The 16,319-nt window shown below is 61.5% G+C and carries 18 protein-coding genes; 5 read left to right on the top strand and 13 right to left on the bottom strand.

The window, feature by feature from the left end:
* Nucleotides 1–123: 123 nt before the first annotated feature.
* The 3 genes from B0G71_RS37990 to B0G71_RS37980 are packed head-to-tail and all read left to right on the top strand — an operon-like array spanning nt 124 to nt 2,380.
* The gene (locus B0G71_RS37990; RefSeq protein WP_116149486.1) at nt 124–1,647 is read left to right on the top strand and encodes a hypothetical protein; all 1,524 of its coding nucleotides are present in this window, start codon (nt 124–126) and stop codon (nt 1,645–1,647) included.
* A 58-nt stretch (nt 1,648–1,705) separates the two neighbouring features.
* Nucleotides 1,706–2,026 carry a hypothetical protein gene (locus B0G71_RS37985; RefSeq protein ID WP_116149484.1) on the top strand — a complete coding sequence of 107 codons (321 nt, stop codon included), beginning with the start codon at nt 1,706–1,708 and terminating at the stop codon, nt 2,024–2,026.
* 60 nt (nt 2,027–2,086) lie between these two features.
* On the top strand, nt 2,087–2,380 hold the full coding sequence (locus B0G71_RS37980; RefSeq protein ID WP_116149483.1) for a hypothetical protein: 294 nt from the start codon (nt 2,087–2,089) through the stop codon (nt 2,378–2,380).
* A gap of 432 nt (nt 2,381–2,812) precedes the next feature.
* On the opposite strand, the gene B0G71_RS37975 is transcribed toward B0G71_RS37980, so the two are convergent.
* The 3 genes from B0G71_RS37975 to B0G71_RS37965 all read right to left on the bottom strand — a co-directional run bounded on the left by B0G71_RS37975 (nt 2,813) and on the right by B0G71_RS37965 (nt 5,319).
* The gene (locus B0G71_RS37975) at nt 2,813–3,241 is read right to left on the bottom strand and encodes a RidA family protein (RefSeq protein ID WP_116149481.1); all 429 of its coding nucleotides are present in this window, start codon (nt 3,239–3,241) and stop codon (nt 2,813–2,815) included.
* A 195-nt stretch (nt 3,242–3,436) separates the two neighbouring features.
* Entirely contained in the window at nt 3,437–4,183 is a 747-nt protein-coding gene (locus B0G71_RS37970; RefSeq protein ID WP_116149479.1) for an SDR family oxidoreductase, read from the bottom strand.
* 161 nt (nt 4,184–4,344) lie between these two features.
* Complete coding sequence (locus B0G71_RS37965) at nt 4,345–5,319, bottom strand: SDR family NAD(P)-dependent oxidoreductase (protein ID WP_116149477.1); 975 nt, start codon at nt 5,317–5,319, stop codon at nt 4,345–4,347.
* A gap of 123 nt (nt 5,320–5,442) precedes the next feature.
* Here B0G71_RS37965 and B0G71_RS37960 point away from each other — a divergent pair, with 123 nt between their 5' ends.
* Entirely contained in the window at nt 5,443–6,057 is a 615-nt protein-coding gene (locus tag B0G71_RS37960; RefSeq protein ID WP_116149475.1) for a TetR/AcrR family transcriptional regulator, read from the top strand.
* A gap of 679 nt (nt 6,058–6,736) precedes the next feature.
* Here B0G71_RS37960 and B0G71_RS37955 read toward each other — a convergent pair.
* The 10 genes from B0G71_RS37955 to B0G71_RS37910 form a co-directional block, all read right to left on the bottom strand.
* Nucleotides 6,737–7,120, bottom strand: a complete 384-nt coding sequence (locus B0G71_RS37955) for a hypothetical protein (protein ID WP_116149473.1) — start codon at nt 7,118–7,120, stop codon at nt 6,737–6,739.
* A gap of 85 nt (nt 7,121–7,205) precedes the next feature.
* Nucleotides 7,206–7,424: a hypothetical protein gene (locus tag B0G71_RS37950; protein ID WP_116149471.1), complete on the bottom strand. Its 219-nt coding sequence runs from the start codon at nt 7,422–7,424 to the stop codon at nt 7,206–7,208.
* 55 nt (nt 7,425–7,479) lie between these two features.
* Nucleotides 7,480–7,686, bottom strand: a complete 207-nt coding sequence (locus B0G71_RS37945) for a hypothetical protein (RefSeq protein ID WP_116149469.1) — start codon at nt 7,684–7,686, stop codon at nt 7,480–7,482.
* Between the two features lie 31 nt (nt 7,687–7,717).
* The gene (locus B0G71_RS37940) at nt 7,718–7,903 is read right to left on the bottom strand and encodes a hypothetical protein (protein WP_116149467.1); all 186 of its coding nucleotides are present in this window, start codon (nt 7,901–7,903) and stop codon (nt 7,718–7,720) included.
* Between the two features lie 79 nt (nt 7,904–7,982).
* Nucleotides 7,983–10,304 carry an SMC family ATPase gene (locus tag B0G71_RS37935; protein ID WP_116149465.1) on the bottom strand — a complete coding sequence of 774 codons (2,322 nt, stop codon included), beginning with the start codon at nt 10,302–10,304 and terminating at the stop codon, nt 7,983–7,985.
* A complete protein-coding gene (locus B0G71_RS37930; protein WP_258875827.1) occupies nt 10,292–10,726 on the bottom strand; it encodes a hypothetical protein in 435 nt (144 codons plus the stop codon). Before B0G71_RS37930 ends, B0G71_RS37935 begins: the two co-directional genes overlap by 13 nt.
* 381 nt (nt 10,727–11,107) lie before the next feature.
* Nucleotides 11,108–12,508 (bottom strand): metallophosphatase family protein, encoded by a 1,401-nt coding sequence (locus B0G71_RS37925; RefSeq protein WP_116124165.1) that lies wholly within the window; start codon nt 12,506–12,508, stop codon nt 11,108–11,110.
* Between the two features lie 81 nt (nt 12,509–12,589).
* A complete protein-coding gene (locus tag B0G71_RS37920) occupies nt 12,590–13,075 on the bottom strand; it encodes an NADAR family protein (protein ID WP_116124048.1) in 486 nt (161 codons plus the stop codon).
* A 174-nt stretch (nt 13,076–13,249) separates the two neighbouring features.
* A complete protein-coding gene (locus tag B0G71_RS37915; protein ID WP_116149461.1) occupies nt 13,250–14,692 on the bottom strand; it encodes a hypothetical protein in 1,443 nt (480 codons plus the stop codon).
* Nucleotides 14,689–14,955 carry a hypothetical protein gene (locus B0G71_RS37910; protein ID WP_116124046.1) on the bottom strand — a complete coding sequence of 89 codons (267 nt, stop codon included), beginning with the start codon at nt 14,953–14,955 and terminating at the stop codon, nt 14,689–14,691. Before B0G71_RS37910 ends, B0G71_RS37915 begins: the two co-directional genes overlap by 4 nt.
* A gap of 640 nt (nt 14,956–15,595) precedes the next feature.
* Between B0G71_RS37910 and B0G71_RS37905 the strand changes: the two genes are divergently transcribed.
* Nucleotides 15,596–16,180 (top strand): AcaB family transcriptional regulator, encoded by a 585-nt coding sequence (locus tag B0G71_RS37905; protein WP_116149459.1) that lies wholly within the window; start codon nt 15,596–15,598, stop codon nt 16,178–16,180.
* Nucleotides 16,181–16,319: the final 139 nt, after the last annotated feature.

Raw genomic sequence — 16,319 nt, 5'->3', positions numbered from 1 at the left:
CCGCACGCGCCCTCCAGGGCATGACGAAGACGATGTTTCACCGCACCCACCCCATTCAATCGTCGTTGTTTTCGATGGGCGGTCCGCAACGCGTGCACCGGATGTACCGCCCAGGAGAAAGCAATGGACACTCAGCAGTTGAAGCTGCTGGCCGGGCTCGTCCGCGGCCTTTTGCAGCCCTCGCATCCTTCCGTTGGCCACGGCCAATCGCTCGATCTCATCGCAGCGCTCCCCGGGCTTCGTAACTGGCCCGAGGTGATGGCCTTTCCGGATCGCGTCGCCGCGACCGAACTGGACACCACGTCGACCGGCCGCTTGGCGTTTCGCTTGAAAAAGCGCTTCGCGGTCGACATGTCGCCGCAGGAGCTGCTCGCTGCCCTGTCACCCCCCGGGGTGGTCGTCAGCCGCAGTGCTCTGCAGGTCTGGCCGGCTGGCCCCGTTCCTGGTGTCTACCTCACCACCTCACAGGACGCCATCGACGCCCTGCTGGAGGTCTACGAGGACGCCACCGACGGCGCGGTCGTCTACGCCGAGCGCGCTGGCAATCAGTGGGCCGGGAGCATCGACCTGGGCGAGTACGGCCTCTGGTCGTCCGGCTTGGACCGAGTGCCCAGCGGCACGCTGCTCATCGTCGGACCATTGAAGCTGGACCAGCAATCGTGGAACGACGCGGGCGAGCGTCTCGAAATGGCATGCAACCATGCCCTGAACTCCGGGCATCGCATCGCCGTGCTTCTCGACACCCCCACGCCTGAATCCGCCCACGAGGATGTCCGCTTGCTCGTGACGTCGCGCCCGGACCACACGGATCACGATACGGCGTTGATCGGTGTTGTCACGGACGATGGGGAGCTGGAACCGCGCACGCCCTTCGCGCGCCAGTGGCCCCGCGTTGAGCTGGTGCCCACCGCGGCCACGCCGGACGCTTTCCCGACCTCGATCATGGGTCCGCTGAGCGAGGCCCTGGCCGGGAAGACGAGCGGCCTGGTGCTGTTCGGGTCGGGGGCCATCGACGAGCATCCGGCCATCCATCTTGTGGCAGCATCGCTCGCCCTGACCGAGCACGCGGGCCCGGCGGCTCGTGTAATGCCCCGGCACCGCTCCACCCCGTCGAAGGACTGGGACGTGCCGGAAGCGATTCGCGCGCTGCCATTCCTCCCGTCGATCGAAAGCGCCTACGCCCAGGGGTATCGCCGGATCATCTACACGCCAAGCTCTAGCCGTTCTGACCAATTGCTTGGCTTGAGCAACGACGCGCTGCTGATCAGTGGCGCCTACGGCAGTGATCTCGCACAGGTGTTCATGGCCTCGTCGCGCTACGGTGGTGGGAAGGACGAGGAAAGCCTACTGAGCCGCATCATTGCCATCGCCGCCACGGTCGACATGCCGACGGGCAGCAGCGGCACCGCGTCGGTCGCCGATCTTTACATCGCCAACGGGCAGGCCGTCGGAACGCTGAAGCGGTTCAAGGAGGTCGACGAGTTCATGACCGCCCATCGCTTGGTGCGTTGGGAAGACGAGCTGACACGCCTGCTCGATGCCGGGTCGGTCACGCATGAAGCCGTCAAGGAAGCGTTCCCGCGCAGCCATGGGATCGAAGCCTTCCTGGCCGACCACGCGGCGACGCGTTCGGACCAAACAGCGTAAGCCGAAAGGGGGCGCGCCCTCTTGCCCGACGCCCCTCCAGCACCCACGGGGATACTCCATGGACGTAGCCTGGTTTCTCAACCGCCGGCTGGCTTTCATCCGCCAGCTCTACACGACCTCATCGGCGCCGTTCGTCGATCGCCGGATCAAAATAGAAAACGAGGAAGAGCCCTGGATCCCTCCGTATTCGGAGGATGGTGAGCCACCGTTCGAGCTTGAATGGCAGGAGGCCAGTGACTCGGTCGACGTACTGGGCCACACGTGCCTGTGCCTCGTGGCCTCATCGTTGCAGGCTTACCTCCAAACGCGAGTCATTCTCCACTGCGAGAAGCTGACCGACGCGGAGCGCAAGCGGGTGTTCCGAAACGGATGGATCTGAGGCTACAACATCATTTTCACCGAAGCGTTCGGCATCCCCCTCGCAGACGGCCCCGTAAGCTTGGACGTCCTCGAAGACATCGTGCTGACGCGCAACAGCATCCAGCATGAGGTCGAACTCACCTCGATGCGTCCGCGCCACGCCGACCGAAAACCCGGCGCCGCGCCCTCGGTGTTTCTCGATGCCAGCGAGGTCGAACTGCTGCACGGGATGGACCAAAGCACGACAACGTGGCTCGCCCCGCCCACCGTGCACGTCAATCAGGAAACGTTGGAATCATCGATCGACACCGTGGAGCGGTTCGTCGGCTGGCTTGACGCAGCCATCGAAACCAAGCTCCATAGACGAGAATGATGGAGTGATCGTCCCGGCTGACCGGACCTTATCGAGCGCGGTCCCGGCCGCTACACGAATACCCACCAGCAGGGTCGCCGTTCGTCTGACGCCGCTCGTGCTTGCGCCGCTATGGCCGAAGACGAGTCCATAGATGAAGGCGCGGTACGGCCGTTCCACCCTGATACCTGCCGTTGGAACCGCGAAGACCCGACCGCCGGCAATGGGTCGACTCCTGCCCGACGCAGACCGATCGATGGCGGGCGACTCCCCCGGTTCTACGTCGGACCGGGTTCGGCCAACTTCCGACACTGGCCGGCGTACGCGCGCGGACACTCGAACGGCTGCTCCTCCCTCCCCAACGGACCTTCAAGCGTTGAGCCGAATGGCCCGACCGCGCTTGACGGGGCGCACTGTACTCACGGCGATGACGTTGATTCGCGCAACTGAAGTTCAAGGTACTCGGACGACCATCTCGACCTCAAGTTGATAGTCCGGCGTATACAGCGCCTGCACGCCGATCGTGGTGATGCTCGGCTTGCCGCCGCTGAACGTGTCCCGAAGTGCCGTGAGCGCCTGTTGGAAGCGACCGGTCGTCGCGTTCACAACATAGAGCCGGACCATCACGACGTCGTTTGCCGAGGCGCCCAATTCGGTCAGCGCCTTCTTGAGGTTAGCGGCGACGATGTATGCTTGTGAGGTGAGATCCGGCGGCAAGTGCTCCCCATCGGGGGCGCCTCCGACCTGGCCTGACAGGAATGCCAAGCGGCCGGGGTCTGCCACGCTGATCTGCGCGAACCCTCCCGCAGACATGTCCCATAGAAAGGAAGGGTTATGATGGGTTACCGGTGCCGCAACGGCTTTCTGTGGTTCTGATGACATCTTTCTCTCCTGTAAGGGATGTGCCGCGACACCGGACGCGGCTGGTAGTACACGCCGGTCCGGTTCAGTCCAAATAGCTCGCACTGCCGCTTCGCAGGCAGCTTCCCACTTCGCTCGATCATCGCTTGCCGCTCGGACCAGGGAATCGCCCGAGCGCGCGACCTAAAAGATCAGGGCCGTACCCGCGTAACGCCTTCAGAGTTGCGACCAACCGCCATCGACTGGAAGTTCCATGCCTGTCGTGAAGGTCGCATCGAACCCGAGGTAGAGGACCGCCTTCGCAATTTCCTCTGACGTGCCGAAGCGCTTCATCGGAATCATGCCGATCGTCTTCTCCCTAACCTGGGCGACCACGGCTTTATCGGGAAACACCTTGTTGAGGATCGGCGTGTCGATGGGGCCGGGCGTCACCGCGTTGACGCGAATTTCGCGAGGAAGCAGCTCGACGGCGAGCGTCCGGGCGAGTGATCGCAGTGCAGCCTTGGCGGCTCCGTAGGTAGCTTGGCCCGGCAGTCCCTTGACGTTGGCGACGGAGGTCGTGAGGACGACGGAGCCTCCCCGATTGATCAGCGGCGCGAACTTCTGGACCGCGAAAAAAGGGCCCTTGGCGTTCAGGTTGAACATCTCGTCATAGATGGCTTCGGTCACGCTCCCAAAAGGCGTTGGAATGCTGAACCCGGCGTTGACGAAAAGCAGGTCGATGGTGTCGAACTCGGTCTTTACCTGAGCGGCCAGGGCGTCGATGTCGGTTAGCGACCGCGCGTCGCTCGAAACCACGATCGCGCCGTCCCCAAGCTCCTGCTGCGCCGACTCCAGGCCCTCCTGCGAGCGGCCGGTCACCAGAACGCGCGCGCCCCCGTCGAGGAGCATCTTCGCTGTCGCGAGCCCCATGCCACTCGTGCCGCCGATAATCACCACCTTTTTATCCTGGTACCGGTTCATATGTGTTCTCCTTGAGAGGGTTAGGGTTACTTTGCCGATACTTAGCTACTTTGCACTACTATTCATTTCAAAATACCGTATGGCCCGTGGGCGATCATGTAACTACGCAATCTCCCGCTGATTCTGGCAACTGCGACCATTTCGCCGCGACCGGCGCGCCTTCAGGACACCGCGCGTAAGGATTCCGCGTACGACCAGTTGACGCCAGAGACGTTGACGACGGCCTGCCACGCGGCTTCTTGATTAGCGCCATCGAGGAGGTGTGGGTGTAGCTGCGCCTCAATTGGGCCTGAGAACTTCCCTTGAGCGGAGGCGAAGAATTGCCCTGAGACCTCGGTTCCGAACTTCGAGGCCTGGATATACCGGCCCGCTGCCGTCTCCGGCGTCTGATTCATGCCGGGAATGAGGTTCGCGATCGGGATAAACAGATACTTCACGGCTAGGCTAGCTTGTCGCGAAACGTTGGTCGCAGTCGCCGCACCGGGCGAGACAGCGTACACGGCCATGCCAGAGGGCAGCCGCCGCGCCAGCGCTGCGACCCACCAGGCGACGAAGAGCTTCGCGTCGGCATACGCATTGTTGGGCACATACTTCACGTTCGGCCCGTTGCGAATCAGGGCTTCCATAGCAGCGGTCAGGTCGCCCTGGTGGTATCTGGCAGCGAGTGCGTCCACGTCGGTGTACTTGAACATGGGTACGCCCCCTCGGGCAGGCTCCGCGCTGGTGATGACAATCCGCGCGTTGGGGCTCAGCAGGTTGGCGCGGAGCAACCCGACCGTCAATTGATGATGACCGATGAGCGGGGCCTGAGAAGCCTCGACGCCCTCCGCAGTGATCACGCGCGCCTTGCCAGGAACCATCCCTGCATTGAGCAGTAGGAAATCGATCGGCCGACCTCGCTTGACGAGTTCGGCGAGCGCGGACAGGACGCTGGCCGGCGTGTCCAACTCCAGCTCCAGCGGCGTGAAGACCTGTCTTTTAGTTTCCGCCGCGAGGCTAGCGGCCGTTTCCTGGGCCCGAGCCAGGCTACGGCCAGTGACGATGATCTCGCGCCAGCCCTCTCCGGCAAATGTGCGGGCAGCCGCATAACCGAGCCCGGAGGTGGCACCGGTGACGAGCACGATCGAATGTTCCATGGGCGTCTCAGTGGTAAAGGGAAAGGGGGAAGGTCGAGTCGTGAGGCCACGGACGACTTGCTAATTTCGAACTATTCAGTTATATATTGATGCGATGACGAGTGTCAAGGAGTTTTGAACCAAATGATTCAAAATGCTGCCAGGCCGAGGGGCCGACCACGCAGCTTCGACGAGACAGGGGCGCTGGAAAAGGCGACTCAGGTATTCTGGTCGAAAGGCTACGACGGAGTGACGATTGACGATCTCGTCGCCGGGATGGGTGTGGGACGGCCGAGCCTGTATGCCGTCTTTGGGGACAAGCGGGCGATATTCTTGCGGGTCCTTAAGGCGTACGCGGAACGGAAAGGCGCATCAGCCGCGAAGGCACTCCTCTCACCACTGAGTCTTCGCGACTCGATCACGGGCTTTCTGAGGTACGCCGTCGAAAGTGCGACCGAGAAAGGGTCCGCCCGGGGCTGCCTTCTGATTTGCGTCGCGCCGCTTGTGGACGACCCTGAGGTCCAGCAGTTCCTGCAAGATGCGGCCGCTGGTGGCACCGCGCTGGTGGACGGTCGTTTCCGGGACGCAATCATTGCGGGAGAAATCCCATCTGGCTTTCCCGTCGCCGCGCGCGCAACCCAAGTCACGGATTTAGCGCGTGGGCTAACCATGCGTGCGCAGCTAGGAGTGCCGCGCAAGATGCTCCTCAAAGATGCCGAGGAAGCGGCCGACCTGGTGCTCCTGCCGCGACGCATCTGACGGGTTATTGGACAAAAATTAATTGAGAAATGACCACGACAACTGACATGTGCGGCGGATCCGGGCGTTTCGTCGTCTGATGAACAAAGTGGCGACGTGGTCAATCGACTCCAGGCGCGCCGATGGGAACGCAACAGTTTTTTTTACTGCGGCAGTGCGGGACGGATATTTCATTTTCCTTGGCACGTGCTGGTTGCTCGACGCCACTCTTGCTGAAAAAATCGCCGCAACTTCAGCGACGCATTTTTCATTATTGGTGGCACCCGACAGGTACAGTTCTCTTTCGCGGCGAAACGGAATTCGTGAGACTGGTGCGCTTTTCGCCAGACAGGAAATCGAAAATTGAAAGACCGACCGCCTTGATCGGGCGCAACCACCCACGATAGTCGACGTCCGTTGTACAACCGGAAGCTACCGTTCAGGAGGCAAGGTTGGTGAGCGTCTCAGAAGGGTCGGCTGCGGTCCTTCGCTTACTCCTTTTCGGTGAATAAGAGCGCGCCGAAATGAAGAGGCCGGTGGAAACACCGGCCTCTGAAGTTTTTATGTATTACGATGTATAGATACATACCTTGCTAAGATAGCGAAATCCTCTATCCGGCAAGGCGGCCAGCAGACCATCCGCTCAACTATGCACCGTTAAGGTATTAGTCAAGCGATCCCGTAGGGGTATAAATGCAGGCTAGGACGACTCCACGACCCGGATATGCTTCATCCAGGTGACGCCTGACGGAAGACGCCTGATGAGGGCCAGCAGACCCGCGTCATCGTGATTCCGCGCCTCGACAAATGCGTCGTTAAGAATAGCGGCCTGGAGGTAGAACAGAAAAGCGAGCGCTCCGGTGCCATGTTCTTCGGCTACGGTGCCAAGAGTTTCAACTTCGTCCAGAAGCTCACGGACAAAATTCGAAGACAGACTCGCGCGATGCATCGTCACGATGGCCGCCATCGCCAGATCCGCGGCGGCGCCCAGGTCGTTCTCCGGAATGTCGGCGGCTGCGATTGCGCCGGAATCGGCGAGACACCGCATCACGTCGTCTGAAAAATCAGTGCAAGAGTAAGTCATTTGGCCCGCTCCACAAGAGGATTGCCGGGGCAGGCTCCCCGTCCGGGGGCTTGCCCCGGCGGGTGAGTAAAAGATGCGTCAGAGGTTAGGTCGGCACACAGTCGCCGTGACGCGAGTCGCGTCGCGTGCCCGTGGACACGGCTACTTTCAGGCGCCGGTCGAACGGCGACGGACTCGCGCCAGATGTGCGTGTCGCTCTGTGTGCCGTGGCGGACAAAGCGGCCGCCGACTGCTGCTCCCAGAACAGGCATGCAACGGCAAGCAACGCGCCAATTGCAGCGGCGGTAGTGATCTGCTTTTTCATGAAGGCTCTCCATGCGAAAGGCCCCGACACTCTTTCGAGGTCGAGGCCTTGCGGATCAGGAACAGGTTTTCGGATGCGCGACCGGAAAAACCAGCACGCGACCATCGTTGCAGAGAATGAAGTCGCCCGGCTCACCTCGCGGCTGCTGGATGACAATCGTCGATATGTGTCTCGACGGCTGAGGCTGGGCCTGCGGTTGAATCGTGCAGGCACACAGCGTCGAACTGCCTGCTGCCAGAAGCAGCATCATCAGGTTTTGCATTTAATGAACCCGGTATGAAAAGGAGAGCCGCTTACGCGGCCCGCGATTCGAGAGGGATGCTGGCGTGGTGCGTTACCCATTTGCCGCCGACGAGGACGTCACGCAGAAGCGTGCCGTTCAGGACGTAGGTGTGGACAGTGCCCGTGCGTTGCATTGCAGGCCGAACGGAGACGGTGACCGCTCCGGTTCGTGCATACATGTCGTACTTCTGTTTCATGGCGTTCCTCGTTGAAAAAATGGCGAGGGAACGCCCCTGTGGGGAGCGATCCCCACAGGGTTGAAAGATAAATTGACGCTCAAACGGCAAGCGCCTCTACGTCGATAACGGCGTCAGCTTCCGCAACCAGGTCCGGCGTTTGCGAGATGAAAAACTCCCGCTCATAGCCGCCCTGCCGCAATACCTCCCGCTTCATCCGCATGAACTGCAGCTTGCGCTGCGGATCCAGCGGACCGTCGGACTCATCGCTGAACAGCGTCTGATACGGCTGACCCGCGTTACTGGCCAGATACAACGCAATGCCGCGCGTCAGGCATTCGTTGATCCAGACCTTCTGGCCACCCGACATCACCGTCACTGCCTTGGTGCTGTCGATATCGGCGTCGTGCACGAGGATTTCAAATCCCTCGCGCAGTTCGCCGCTTGCCAGTGCACGTTGAGTCTGGATCTCGACCGTGAAGCGCATGCCATAACAGGCAAGCAACAGGTCGTTCACCATCTTCGTCAGCGCCGGGCCTGCATCGTCGATCGTCAGGGCAATCACACCTTCATTGCCCAGACCCTTCGCAAGCAGCTTCCAGCTGGCGATCTCATCGGAGATGCGGTTCGCACGCGACTGCGTCGCGTCGAATCCCGCCAGCTCTTTCGCGATGGCCTGCCGCTCGACTTCACGCGTTGCCTGTGAACGGATCAGCGATTCGATCCGCGCATCGGCGGCGGTGATGCCGTCGCGACACTGCGTCAGTTGCCGGTCCAGATCAGCAATGGCAGCGGTCACATCCTCGACACCGAGCCGCGCAACTTCTGCGTCGAGCTCGCTCACCTGCAACGACAGGCTGTCCTGCTGGACCTGTCGTCGCTCGCGAACAGCTTTCGCCTCGGCTTCCACAGCGGCCAGTTCTTCACTGGCCTTGCGAACGCCTTCGGTTGCTGCATCAAGTAATGGCTTGCGCGCAGCAAGATCGACTGCCGCCTGCAGTTCGCCTCGTGTGGCCGATATCTGGTCGGACAGCGTCTTCAGTTCGGCGCGCCGCGTAGCAAGCTGCTGCACTTCGGGCGTCAGACGGTCCACCGCTTCGCGGCTCGTGCGAAACGCAACACGGAGGTTGTTGAGCGAGATGCGCTGCTCGGGAACCTTCGCATTGGCCTCACGCGCCTGGGCAAGCAGAGGGCACGTGTTATGCATCGCGTGACCCGCACAGGGAACGGCAGCAATCACGCTAGCCTGCTGTTCCAGAGACTTGAGCAACGACGCCTTCGACTCACCCTCGGACGTGAGCCCGTTGATGCGAGAAGTGGCCGCGGTCAGTTCAAGCTGCTTGCCTTCCAGTGCCGCGATGGCCTGCTGCATTGGCTCGACACGCGTCTCAAGGGCCGCCAGACGTGCCTGGGCACCATCGCGTGCAGCGGTAGCACCCAGGATGGCATCACGCTGCCCAATCACCGCGTTGTGACCGGCAATCGCCTCGCGTAAGGCCGACAGTCGCTGCGCAAAGCGGCGATCGTCAGCCACGCTGTCGTTCGCCAGCGCCTGCAACGACGAAGCGATCTGACTGCGCCGTCCGGCCAGTTCCCGCAAGCGCGCTTGCGCATCCACGTTCGCAGTCTGTTTCGAAACCAGAACTGCGCGCTGATCGCTCAGCTTGACTGCGCTCGCATTGAGTGCCTCCCGGCTCTCCCGAGCCGCGACGAGTGACTGGACATCTGAAGCGATGGCCTGATCAATCTGCACAACACGGTCGCGCTTCGCCCCGAGGGCAACAAGCTGCTGGTGCGTAGCATCGAGCGCGCGGCCGAGAACCTTCACGACGTCGCCGGCTTTCGCCGACAGCGCGCGCAGATGATCGATATGCAGAAGCTCCGCGAGCAGCCCCTTGATTTCACTTGCGCCATAGGACGCGAGCGGTCGACGGTTCTGCGCGGAAAAGACGCTGGTGAAGAAAGACTCCAGCGAACCGCACACCGACTCGACGCACGCATCGTAGGTTTCAGCTTTCCCATCTGACACAGTGCCGTCTCCGGTCTGCATCGGTTGCCATGTGCCGCTCGGGTCGCACCATGCAAGGAAATACTCAGCCTTGCCGGTTTTTCCCGGTTTGCGGAATGCAAACGACGAGCGGTAGTGGACACCGCCGTGCTCCCATTCGAACTCCTTGAGCGCTTGCGATCCGTACAGGTGGTCCCAGTACGAGAAACCGTCGACAGAAAGCTTCGTTGCCCGCGAAGGCATGATCCGGTACGGATGCAGGTTATCCATAATCGTGGATTTCCCCGCACCGTTTGGACCCGTCAACGCGATAAGGCCTGCTGGCAGCGACGCGAGATCGAGTGAGACGCTCTCTCGCTTCATGCCGTCGCGCACGCCAATGAAACCCGTCAGGGTGAGCTTCAGTGGGCGCATGAGGCGACCTCCGGATGCGGTGCATCGAAGAGGTAGTCCGACGGCAGCCACGGCACATCGTCCTCGTTGGCGTACATGGTGCCCACGACAGGATCTGCCGCAGTGCGCGACGCGGCCGACGCCAGTGCCGCAGCCGACTTTTCAGCGGCCAGCTGCTCGGCGGCAAGCTTCTCTGCCGCCTTCGCTTCAAGCGCGCCCGAGACAGCTTCCTCAACGAGGTCGCAGGTCTGCGCGTAATCGGCGCTTGCCTGCCGCAGCAATGCATCCCAATTGTCATGACCGGTCAGCACGCGGAGCTCGCGGGAGCCCCACTGATTCGCATAACCGCTGTTGAACGACCACAGCAGGTTCTGCATCTGCACGTCCGGCACCAGCGCCAGATCGGCACTGACCGAATCAATGCGTTCGGCGAGTACCAGCAAACGACCCTTCTGCGCGATTACCGCGCCGCGGCTCTCACCGAAGGGCTGATGGAAAATGCCTGCGCTGAATCCGGCGTGGACCGTGAGGACCTTCTGGATGTCGCGAGCCGCACGTGCTGCCGAAAAGTGCCGGACCCATCTGGCGCCGGCGGGATAAAGACCAAACATGAGGACACTCCGAAGAAAAATCGGCGGAGTGCATCCCCTGGGGGGATGATTCCCCGCCAGGGTTAAAAGAAAAAAATGGATGCAGCGAACTGCGATCGATGCGTCAGCGACGCGGGTAAATCCTGTTCCGGTATCACGCGAGCAACGTGTTACCGGAACACGACTCGTGTTCCGCGCGGGAGCGCCTTGCAGGCCGCTCCCGCTACATGGCGGCTATGCCGCGAAAAGATCATCATTGAGCCAGTCCAGCGTTGAAGGCTGAGCGCCGGCAGGCGTCAATGCTGTGCCCGAAGCTGCCAGCGCATCCGGAGTCACCGCAGTGACCGCAGCGGCCGCGGGATGCGACAGCACAGTCGCAAGAGTCTGCGAATCAGACCGCTCACCCGGCTGTGAGTCGATGCGCGCCAGAACGCCGGCTGCAATCGCCTCCACCTCACCCGAGACAAGCAGCTGCAAACGCTCCTGCAGCGGATCGGCATCGACGGCTGCCAACTCAGCCCAACGTGCGAGCTTTCCGTCGACCGTCGTCTCCAGACTGATGCCCTGTGCACGGCTGCGCACGACAGGCAGCACCCGCGATTCGACCTTCAGGCCCGCGGCACCGGCAAACAGTGCCTTGATCGCTTCACGATCCACGCCCTGCCGATGCTCCTCGTCGACCTGCCAGCGCACACGCACGAACTTGTCAGTCGCGTCGGCAGCGATTTCAGCGAGACGCGCCATATCGGGCGGCCCGTCGAAATCGACACAGACCATCTGCCGTGACGGCGTCGCGATGAGCGTTGCTCTCGCCTCACCAGGTCGCACATCCCACGCGAGATAACCCTTCTCGCCCTCTTCGCCGTAATGAAACCGGCCAATCGAGCCGGGATACGCGACCAGTCTTCCCTCACGCGCCCACTGCTGCGCCTTGTGGATATGGCCGAGCATGAACCCATCGCATTCGGCCTCGAAGAGCGCCGTGAGCGAGAACTCATGGTCAAAGCCTGCCATCACCACACCATGCTCGGTCGTGCAGCCATTGACGGTGCCGTGCGAGACACCCACCGTCGGGATACCCGCCGCGCGAAGCTGCGTGTTCACGCGGCCTGCCGCCGCCAGATATGCGGCAAGCACATCGCCCAGTTCCGTACCGGCTGCGAGCGCGCCAACGCTCGCTGCCAGTTGGCCCTTGTTGACCGTCGGAAGGCAAGTGAACACGACTTCGGGCTTCACGCCGATGAAATGGCCCAACTCGTCGTCCGAGAATACCGGGCCCGCCGAGGCCCAGAATCGACCGTCGATGAGCGCGACCTGCGAAACACGATCGGCAATGTGCACCTGATGAGCGCCGCCCATCAATGCAAAGTTGTCGAGCGTGCCCGGAGGTTCGTGAGAGAAGGTGCCTTGCAGCATCAGTACGGGCATCGCGTCAGCGAGCCGGTGCACCTGGGTAGCAAGCGCGTGCAGGGACGGCGCATGAGCGTCGAGCCGATGATCGGTCGAATCGCCGGAAATGACACCCACCTGTGCGCCGCTCGCGATCGCGTCACCCACCGCAAAGCTGAAGCAGCGCTCGGACTCGGCAAGATTGTCCGGCGCGTAATGCAAGTCAGAAAAATGAGCGAGTTTCAAATTCGCCTCCGTAAAAAGCACAAAGGCCGCCCGAAGGCAGCCTCATGGATGAACACCCGCGAGGGTGTGAAGAAAGGATGATCAGTTCATAGCGAGCGCATCGCGTACCCGCATCAGCGTGATGCCGAGCAGGTTCTGTCCACGCCATTGCGACCGGTCAGTCAGCCGTGGGTCGCGCTCGCCTATGCCGATGCCCCAGATGAGATCGTAGGGACTGGCTTCGACAAGTTCGGTCGGCGCCGTGGCGAGCAGGATGGACCTGAGCCCCGGGTTCTGCGCGAACTTCTCGCGACATCCCACGAAGACAATCGACTCGCGCTTCGCTTCCCAGATTTTCTGATCAAAGCTGGCCACCTTGCGGCCTATCATCTTCTGGGTCATCGGATCGCGAGTGGCGAGAATCCTTGCAGCCGACTTCTCGTCGCTGAAGAGCTTCGCTTTGGAGAACATCATGAACTGTTCAACGCTCGTGAACGCAACGTCGTGATAGGTGAACTGGCACGGATGCCAGTTGCTGAACACATCGTCCGCGCCAAAAAACGCGGTGAAATTGCCGATCTTGCGCACAGGACGACTCCTTGAAACCAGACAGAAAATGGGCCGCCGGGGCGGGCTCTTTTCGATGCGCAGTTGCGCGGTCGAAAGCATTTGAGCAAACGCGGGCTTGCTGAAATGTTCTCGCAATCGAAACGGGAAGGAAACCAGCCCCGAAGGGCTGGCAAGGATTGAAGGAACGTCGGGTCAGTCGAGAAACGTCGGTTGTCTGGCCGCGCCGATCTCTCGATCGAACGCTTCACGGTCGGTCAGTGCCTGCACGAGTCGCTCGTTCATCTGGTCAACGTCCTGCTCGCGCTCGATCCAGCCGCGCCCGAACTTCGTATGGGCGTAGACGCGGAAGTCCTGTTTGCGATCCTCCGCGCTCAGGCCAAGCCGTTGCAGCAGGTCGGACATCCGGTCGCGCTTATCTGCAAGCGTTTCCGTCGATCCGGCAGTCGCCGGCTGTGCGGCAAGCACGTGTTGCAACAACGGACCGGTGGTAGCCGCAGTGCCTTGCCCCGCTACAGGGGACGCGGTGGAAACCGCCGCTGCAGCTTCGGCCGCGCCGCCTTCCGTCGCACCGACAGCCGCACCCGCTTCCGGCTCACCAGACATGTCCATCACGGCACCGTCAGCAACCGCGTTACCGATCGCTGCATCGACTTCGCCGCCGAGCCGCACGACATTGCCGGATGCTTCGATCAGCGCTACCGCCCGGCTCGCCGTTTCCAGCGCGGAGGGCGCATCATCGGCTGCGTCGAGCAACGCACCGATATCGATGTCTGCATCGAGTACCGTGAGCATCTGGCTCGCTCTCACTGCCTCGCCGTGCTCGTTGATCCGCGTAATGTCGAACTCACGTTTTGTGATCCAGAATCGCGTGCCCGTCAGTTTGCCCCGAGCAAGCTGCACCGTCTGCATCGCCGAGTAGGCCTTCTGCAGAACGTAGATCGAGTTCGTCGGCAACTCAATCAGGCCGAGCCCCTTGATGTCCGGCACCGCGAACACGAAGCTTGCAGACAGATTGCAGTGTCGCGCCTGATACTGCGGGCACTGTTCCGGATCGCAGATGCCGTCCGGAATCGCCTCATCCTGGCGACGGATGACGGTGCGTCCGCCGAAGTGCCGGACCGCACGTTGTGCACGCGGATCGCGCTCGATCTTTGCATACGTCATGCAGTAGCGGATTCCATCGCGCTCATACTGGGAGAAGAACTTCCGACCATTTGTGCCGTATACGGTCATCTGGTTCGGCAGGTTCTGCATCCAGTCATTGAACGCGAACAGTACGGGAAACCGGTAGAGCTTCACACCGTCACCGCGGTCCTCGCCGTAGAGCCGGAGGATTTCGCCGGCCACGTCCGGATTATTGAAGTCCGAGCGGCGGCAGGTGAAATATGCGGTGTTCTTCGGCACGAGCGCGTTTTTAAGATCGCACTTCGATTCAATCACTTTGGCTATCGCATCGAACGGATGGCCTTGAGCGACCATGTCGTTATAGATGCCGATCGCCTGGGCGTTGCCTCGCGCCTTTGCAGTGAGCACCTTGATACCCGGGCGGATATGCCCGATAACGGGCGGCCGCAACGCGCGTTCCTCAACGACGCTGCGAGCAGGGCCATTGACGAGATTGACTACGGCATTCATGAGAGTTTTCTCGCTAGAAAAAAGATGGCCGTGGTGCGCAACTCGCTGGCTGACTGCTCCAGTTCGTGTGCTGCCGCGTCTCCGCGGCGCTCGGCTATGTGGGAAAGAAAAACGCGGCGGTCCGGATCGCTGTACTTCGCGACCTGGGCGACCTCGCAACGCGCCCGCCATGCTGGCGATGCGGTATCTGCAGTGGCGCGCTCCTCGGCAATCGTGTGGCTGATCGCTTCGGCGATGCGCTCATCAAGACGGTCTGGGAGCAAGTAAGACCTCCTATGGACAGGACAACAGGACGAAAAAAAACGCGTCCCTCGGAGTGAGGAACGCGTTTCGGGATTCGATAAAAATGACCTGAGCGCCACAACCCTTCTGGGGTCGTGGCGCTCAGGGAGCCGAGGGCTCATATACGAGGACGCGAGTCGTCCTCGCGCAGCATGGTCACGCTGCGCAACAGCCCATTTTCGGAGAAATGCATTCCGCCGCAGGATCACGGTTCAGTCGACTTCGATCGTTCTACCCAGACGGGCTCTGGAGAGAGAACACCCGATGTCCGGGTCCGAACGATGTCGCGGCGCAAATGAATGCGGCCGGCGACGAGTTTTACGACTGAATGAATGGGGAGCGCGGGCGAGGCGCTCATCAGAAAGAAAATTCCACACCAGTAGCCAACTGGTCGGAGCATGCCTCGGGGTAAAGCTGCGGGCACGGCTTGGTACAGAAGATGGACTCCGGGCTGGCCGAGGTCATGTCGATGCGTCAGAGACGCGAGAAGTAGAGTCAGTATTGCGCAAAAGTGAGCTCGCATAACCCCGAAAGATCGCGAAAACAGCGCAGCTTTTGCCTGGGTCAATGTGTGCTATCGCACGCAGAATTGGAGGTGAGAGAGACCACCCGAAAAATACCATGGCCGCAGTTCCTGATTTCCTCCCGGAGCCAGAGCGCCCGGACAAAGACGTACTCACAGCCGACAGCCCGCCGCTGAGCGGGCTGAAGCCCATTGAGCGCCTGACCAGTGACACGCGTATCGCGCGGATCAATCCGGAATCCGATACAACAACGGTCCTGCGCTACAGCTCGCAGTTTGCCCGCGACTACATCCGCTCCGACTACAACTTCTGCGCGGCAAAGATTGCCGTCGCGCGAGGCGGTAAGGTCCGGGCTCTTGAGAACGCATTGCGGGACACGGCCGAGTGGCTCCGGAAGACCGATGGCTGGCTCGCGCGTCATGAGCTACGCGCGATTGATATGCCGCACGAAGAGATCGAGCTCGTCGTTACGCGCCCGCTCGCCGGCTTGCTGGTTCGCTGCCTCACGCAGTTCGACCGCATCTTCGTCAAATCGCTGGCGGCCGTTGTGATGGGAAAGATCACGCCTGAAGCACGCGCCCGGATGCTTTCGAACGCGGAACGGCGGCTTAAGCACATCGTTCAGGTTTGCATGCCTGACAACGACCAGTACGAGTTCGACGGCGAACGCCGGGGCTCCTGACCGCATCATCCCGTCGTCGACTTCGCCGGCACTTGACCTTGCTGCCGGATGGTTACGCTCGGCCGATCACCCTGTTGGAGAGGAAATGGACATCAGAGAAATTCAGGCGCTGCACGCGCAATATACTGCTCAGCCCGTC

Origin of the sequence: Paraburkholderia sp. BL27I4N3 (assembly GCF_003386115.1) — a bacterium.
Classification (GTDB): domain Bacteria; phylum Pseudomonadota; class Gammaproteobacteria; order Burkholderiales; family Burkholderiaceae; genus Paraburkholderia.
This window is presented reverse-complemented; position numbering and strand designations above follow the sequence as displayed.

Bases quoted from the DNA above. Each gene is read 5' to 3' on its own strand.
- B0G71_RS37955 (WP_116149473.1), bottom strand. From the start codon at position 7,120: ATGACTTACTCTTGCACTGATTTTTCAGACGACGTGATGCGGTGTCTC.
- B0G71_RS37970 (WP_116149479.1), bottom strand. From the start codon at position 4,183: ATGAACCGGTACCAGGATAAAAAGGTGGTGATTATCGGCGGCACGAGT.
- B0G71_RS37935 (WP_116149465.1), bottom strand. From the start codon at position 10,304: ATGCGCCCACTGAAGCTCACCCTGACGGGTTTCATTGGCGTGCGCGAC.
- B0G71_RS37950 (WP_116149471.1), bottom strand. From the start codon at position 7,424: ATGAAAAAGCAGATCACTACCGCCGCTGCAATTGGCGCGTTGCTTGCC.
- B0G71_RS37915 (WP_116149461.1), bottom strand. From the start codon at position 14,692: ATGAATGCCGTAGTCAATCTCGTCAATGGCCCTGCTCGCAGCGTCGTT.
- B0G71_RS37945 (WP_116149469.1), bottom strand. From the start codon at position 7,686: ATGCAAAACCTGATGATGCTGCTTCTGGCAGCAGGCAGTTCGACGCTG.
- B0G71_RS37975 (WP_116149481.1), bottom strand. From the start codon at position 3,241: ATGTCATCAGAACCACAGAAAGCCGTTGCGGCACCGGTAACCCATCAT.
- B0G71_RS37940 (WP_116149467.1), bottom strand. From the start codon at position 7,903: ATGAAACAGAAGTACGACATGTATGCACGAACCGGAGCGGTCACCGTC.
- B0G71_RS37960 (WP_116149475.1), top strand. From the start codon at position 5,443: ATGATTCAAAATGCTGCCAGGCCGAGGGGCCGACCACGCAGCTTCGAC.
- B0G71_RS37905 (WP_116149459.1), top strand. From the start codon at position 15,596: ATGGCCGCAGTTCCTGATTTCCTCCCGGAGCCAGAGCGCCCGGACAAA.
- B0G71_RS37965 (WP_116149477.1), bottom strand. From the start codon at position 5,319: ATGGAACATTCGATCGTGCTCGTCACCGGTGCCACCTCCGGGCTCGGT.
- B0G71_RS37985 (WP_116149484.1), top strand. From the start codon at position 1,706: ATGGACGTAGCCTGGTTTCTCAACCGCCGGCTGGCTTTCATCCGCCAG.
- B0G71_RS37990 (WP_116149486.1), top strand. From the start codon at position 124: ATGGACACTCAGCAGTTGAAGCTGCTGGCCGGGCTCGTCCGCGGCCTT.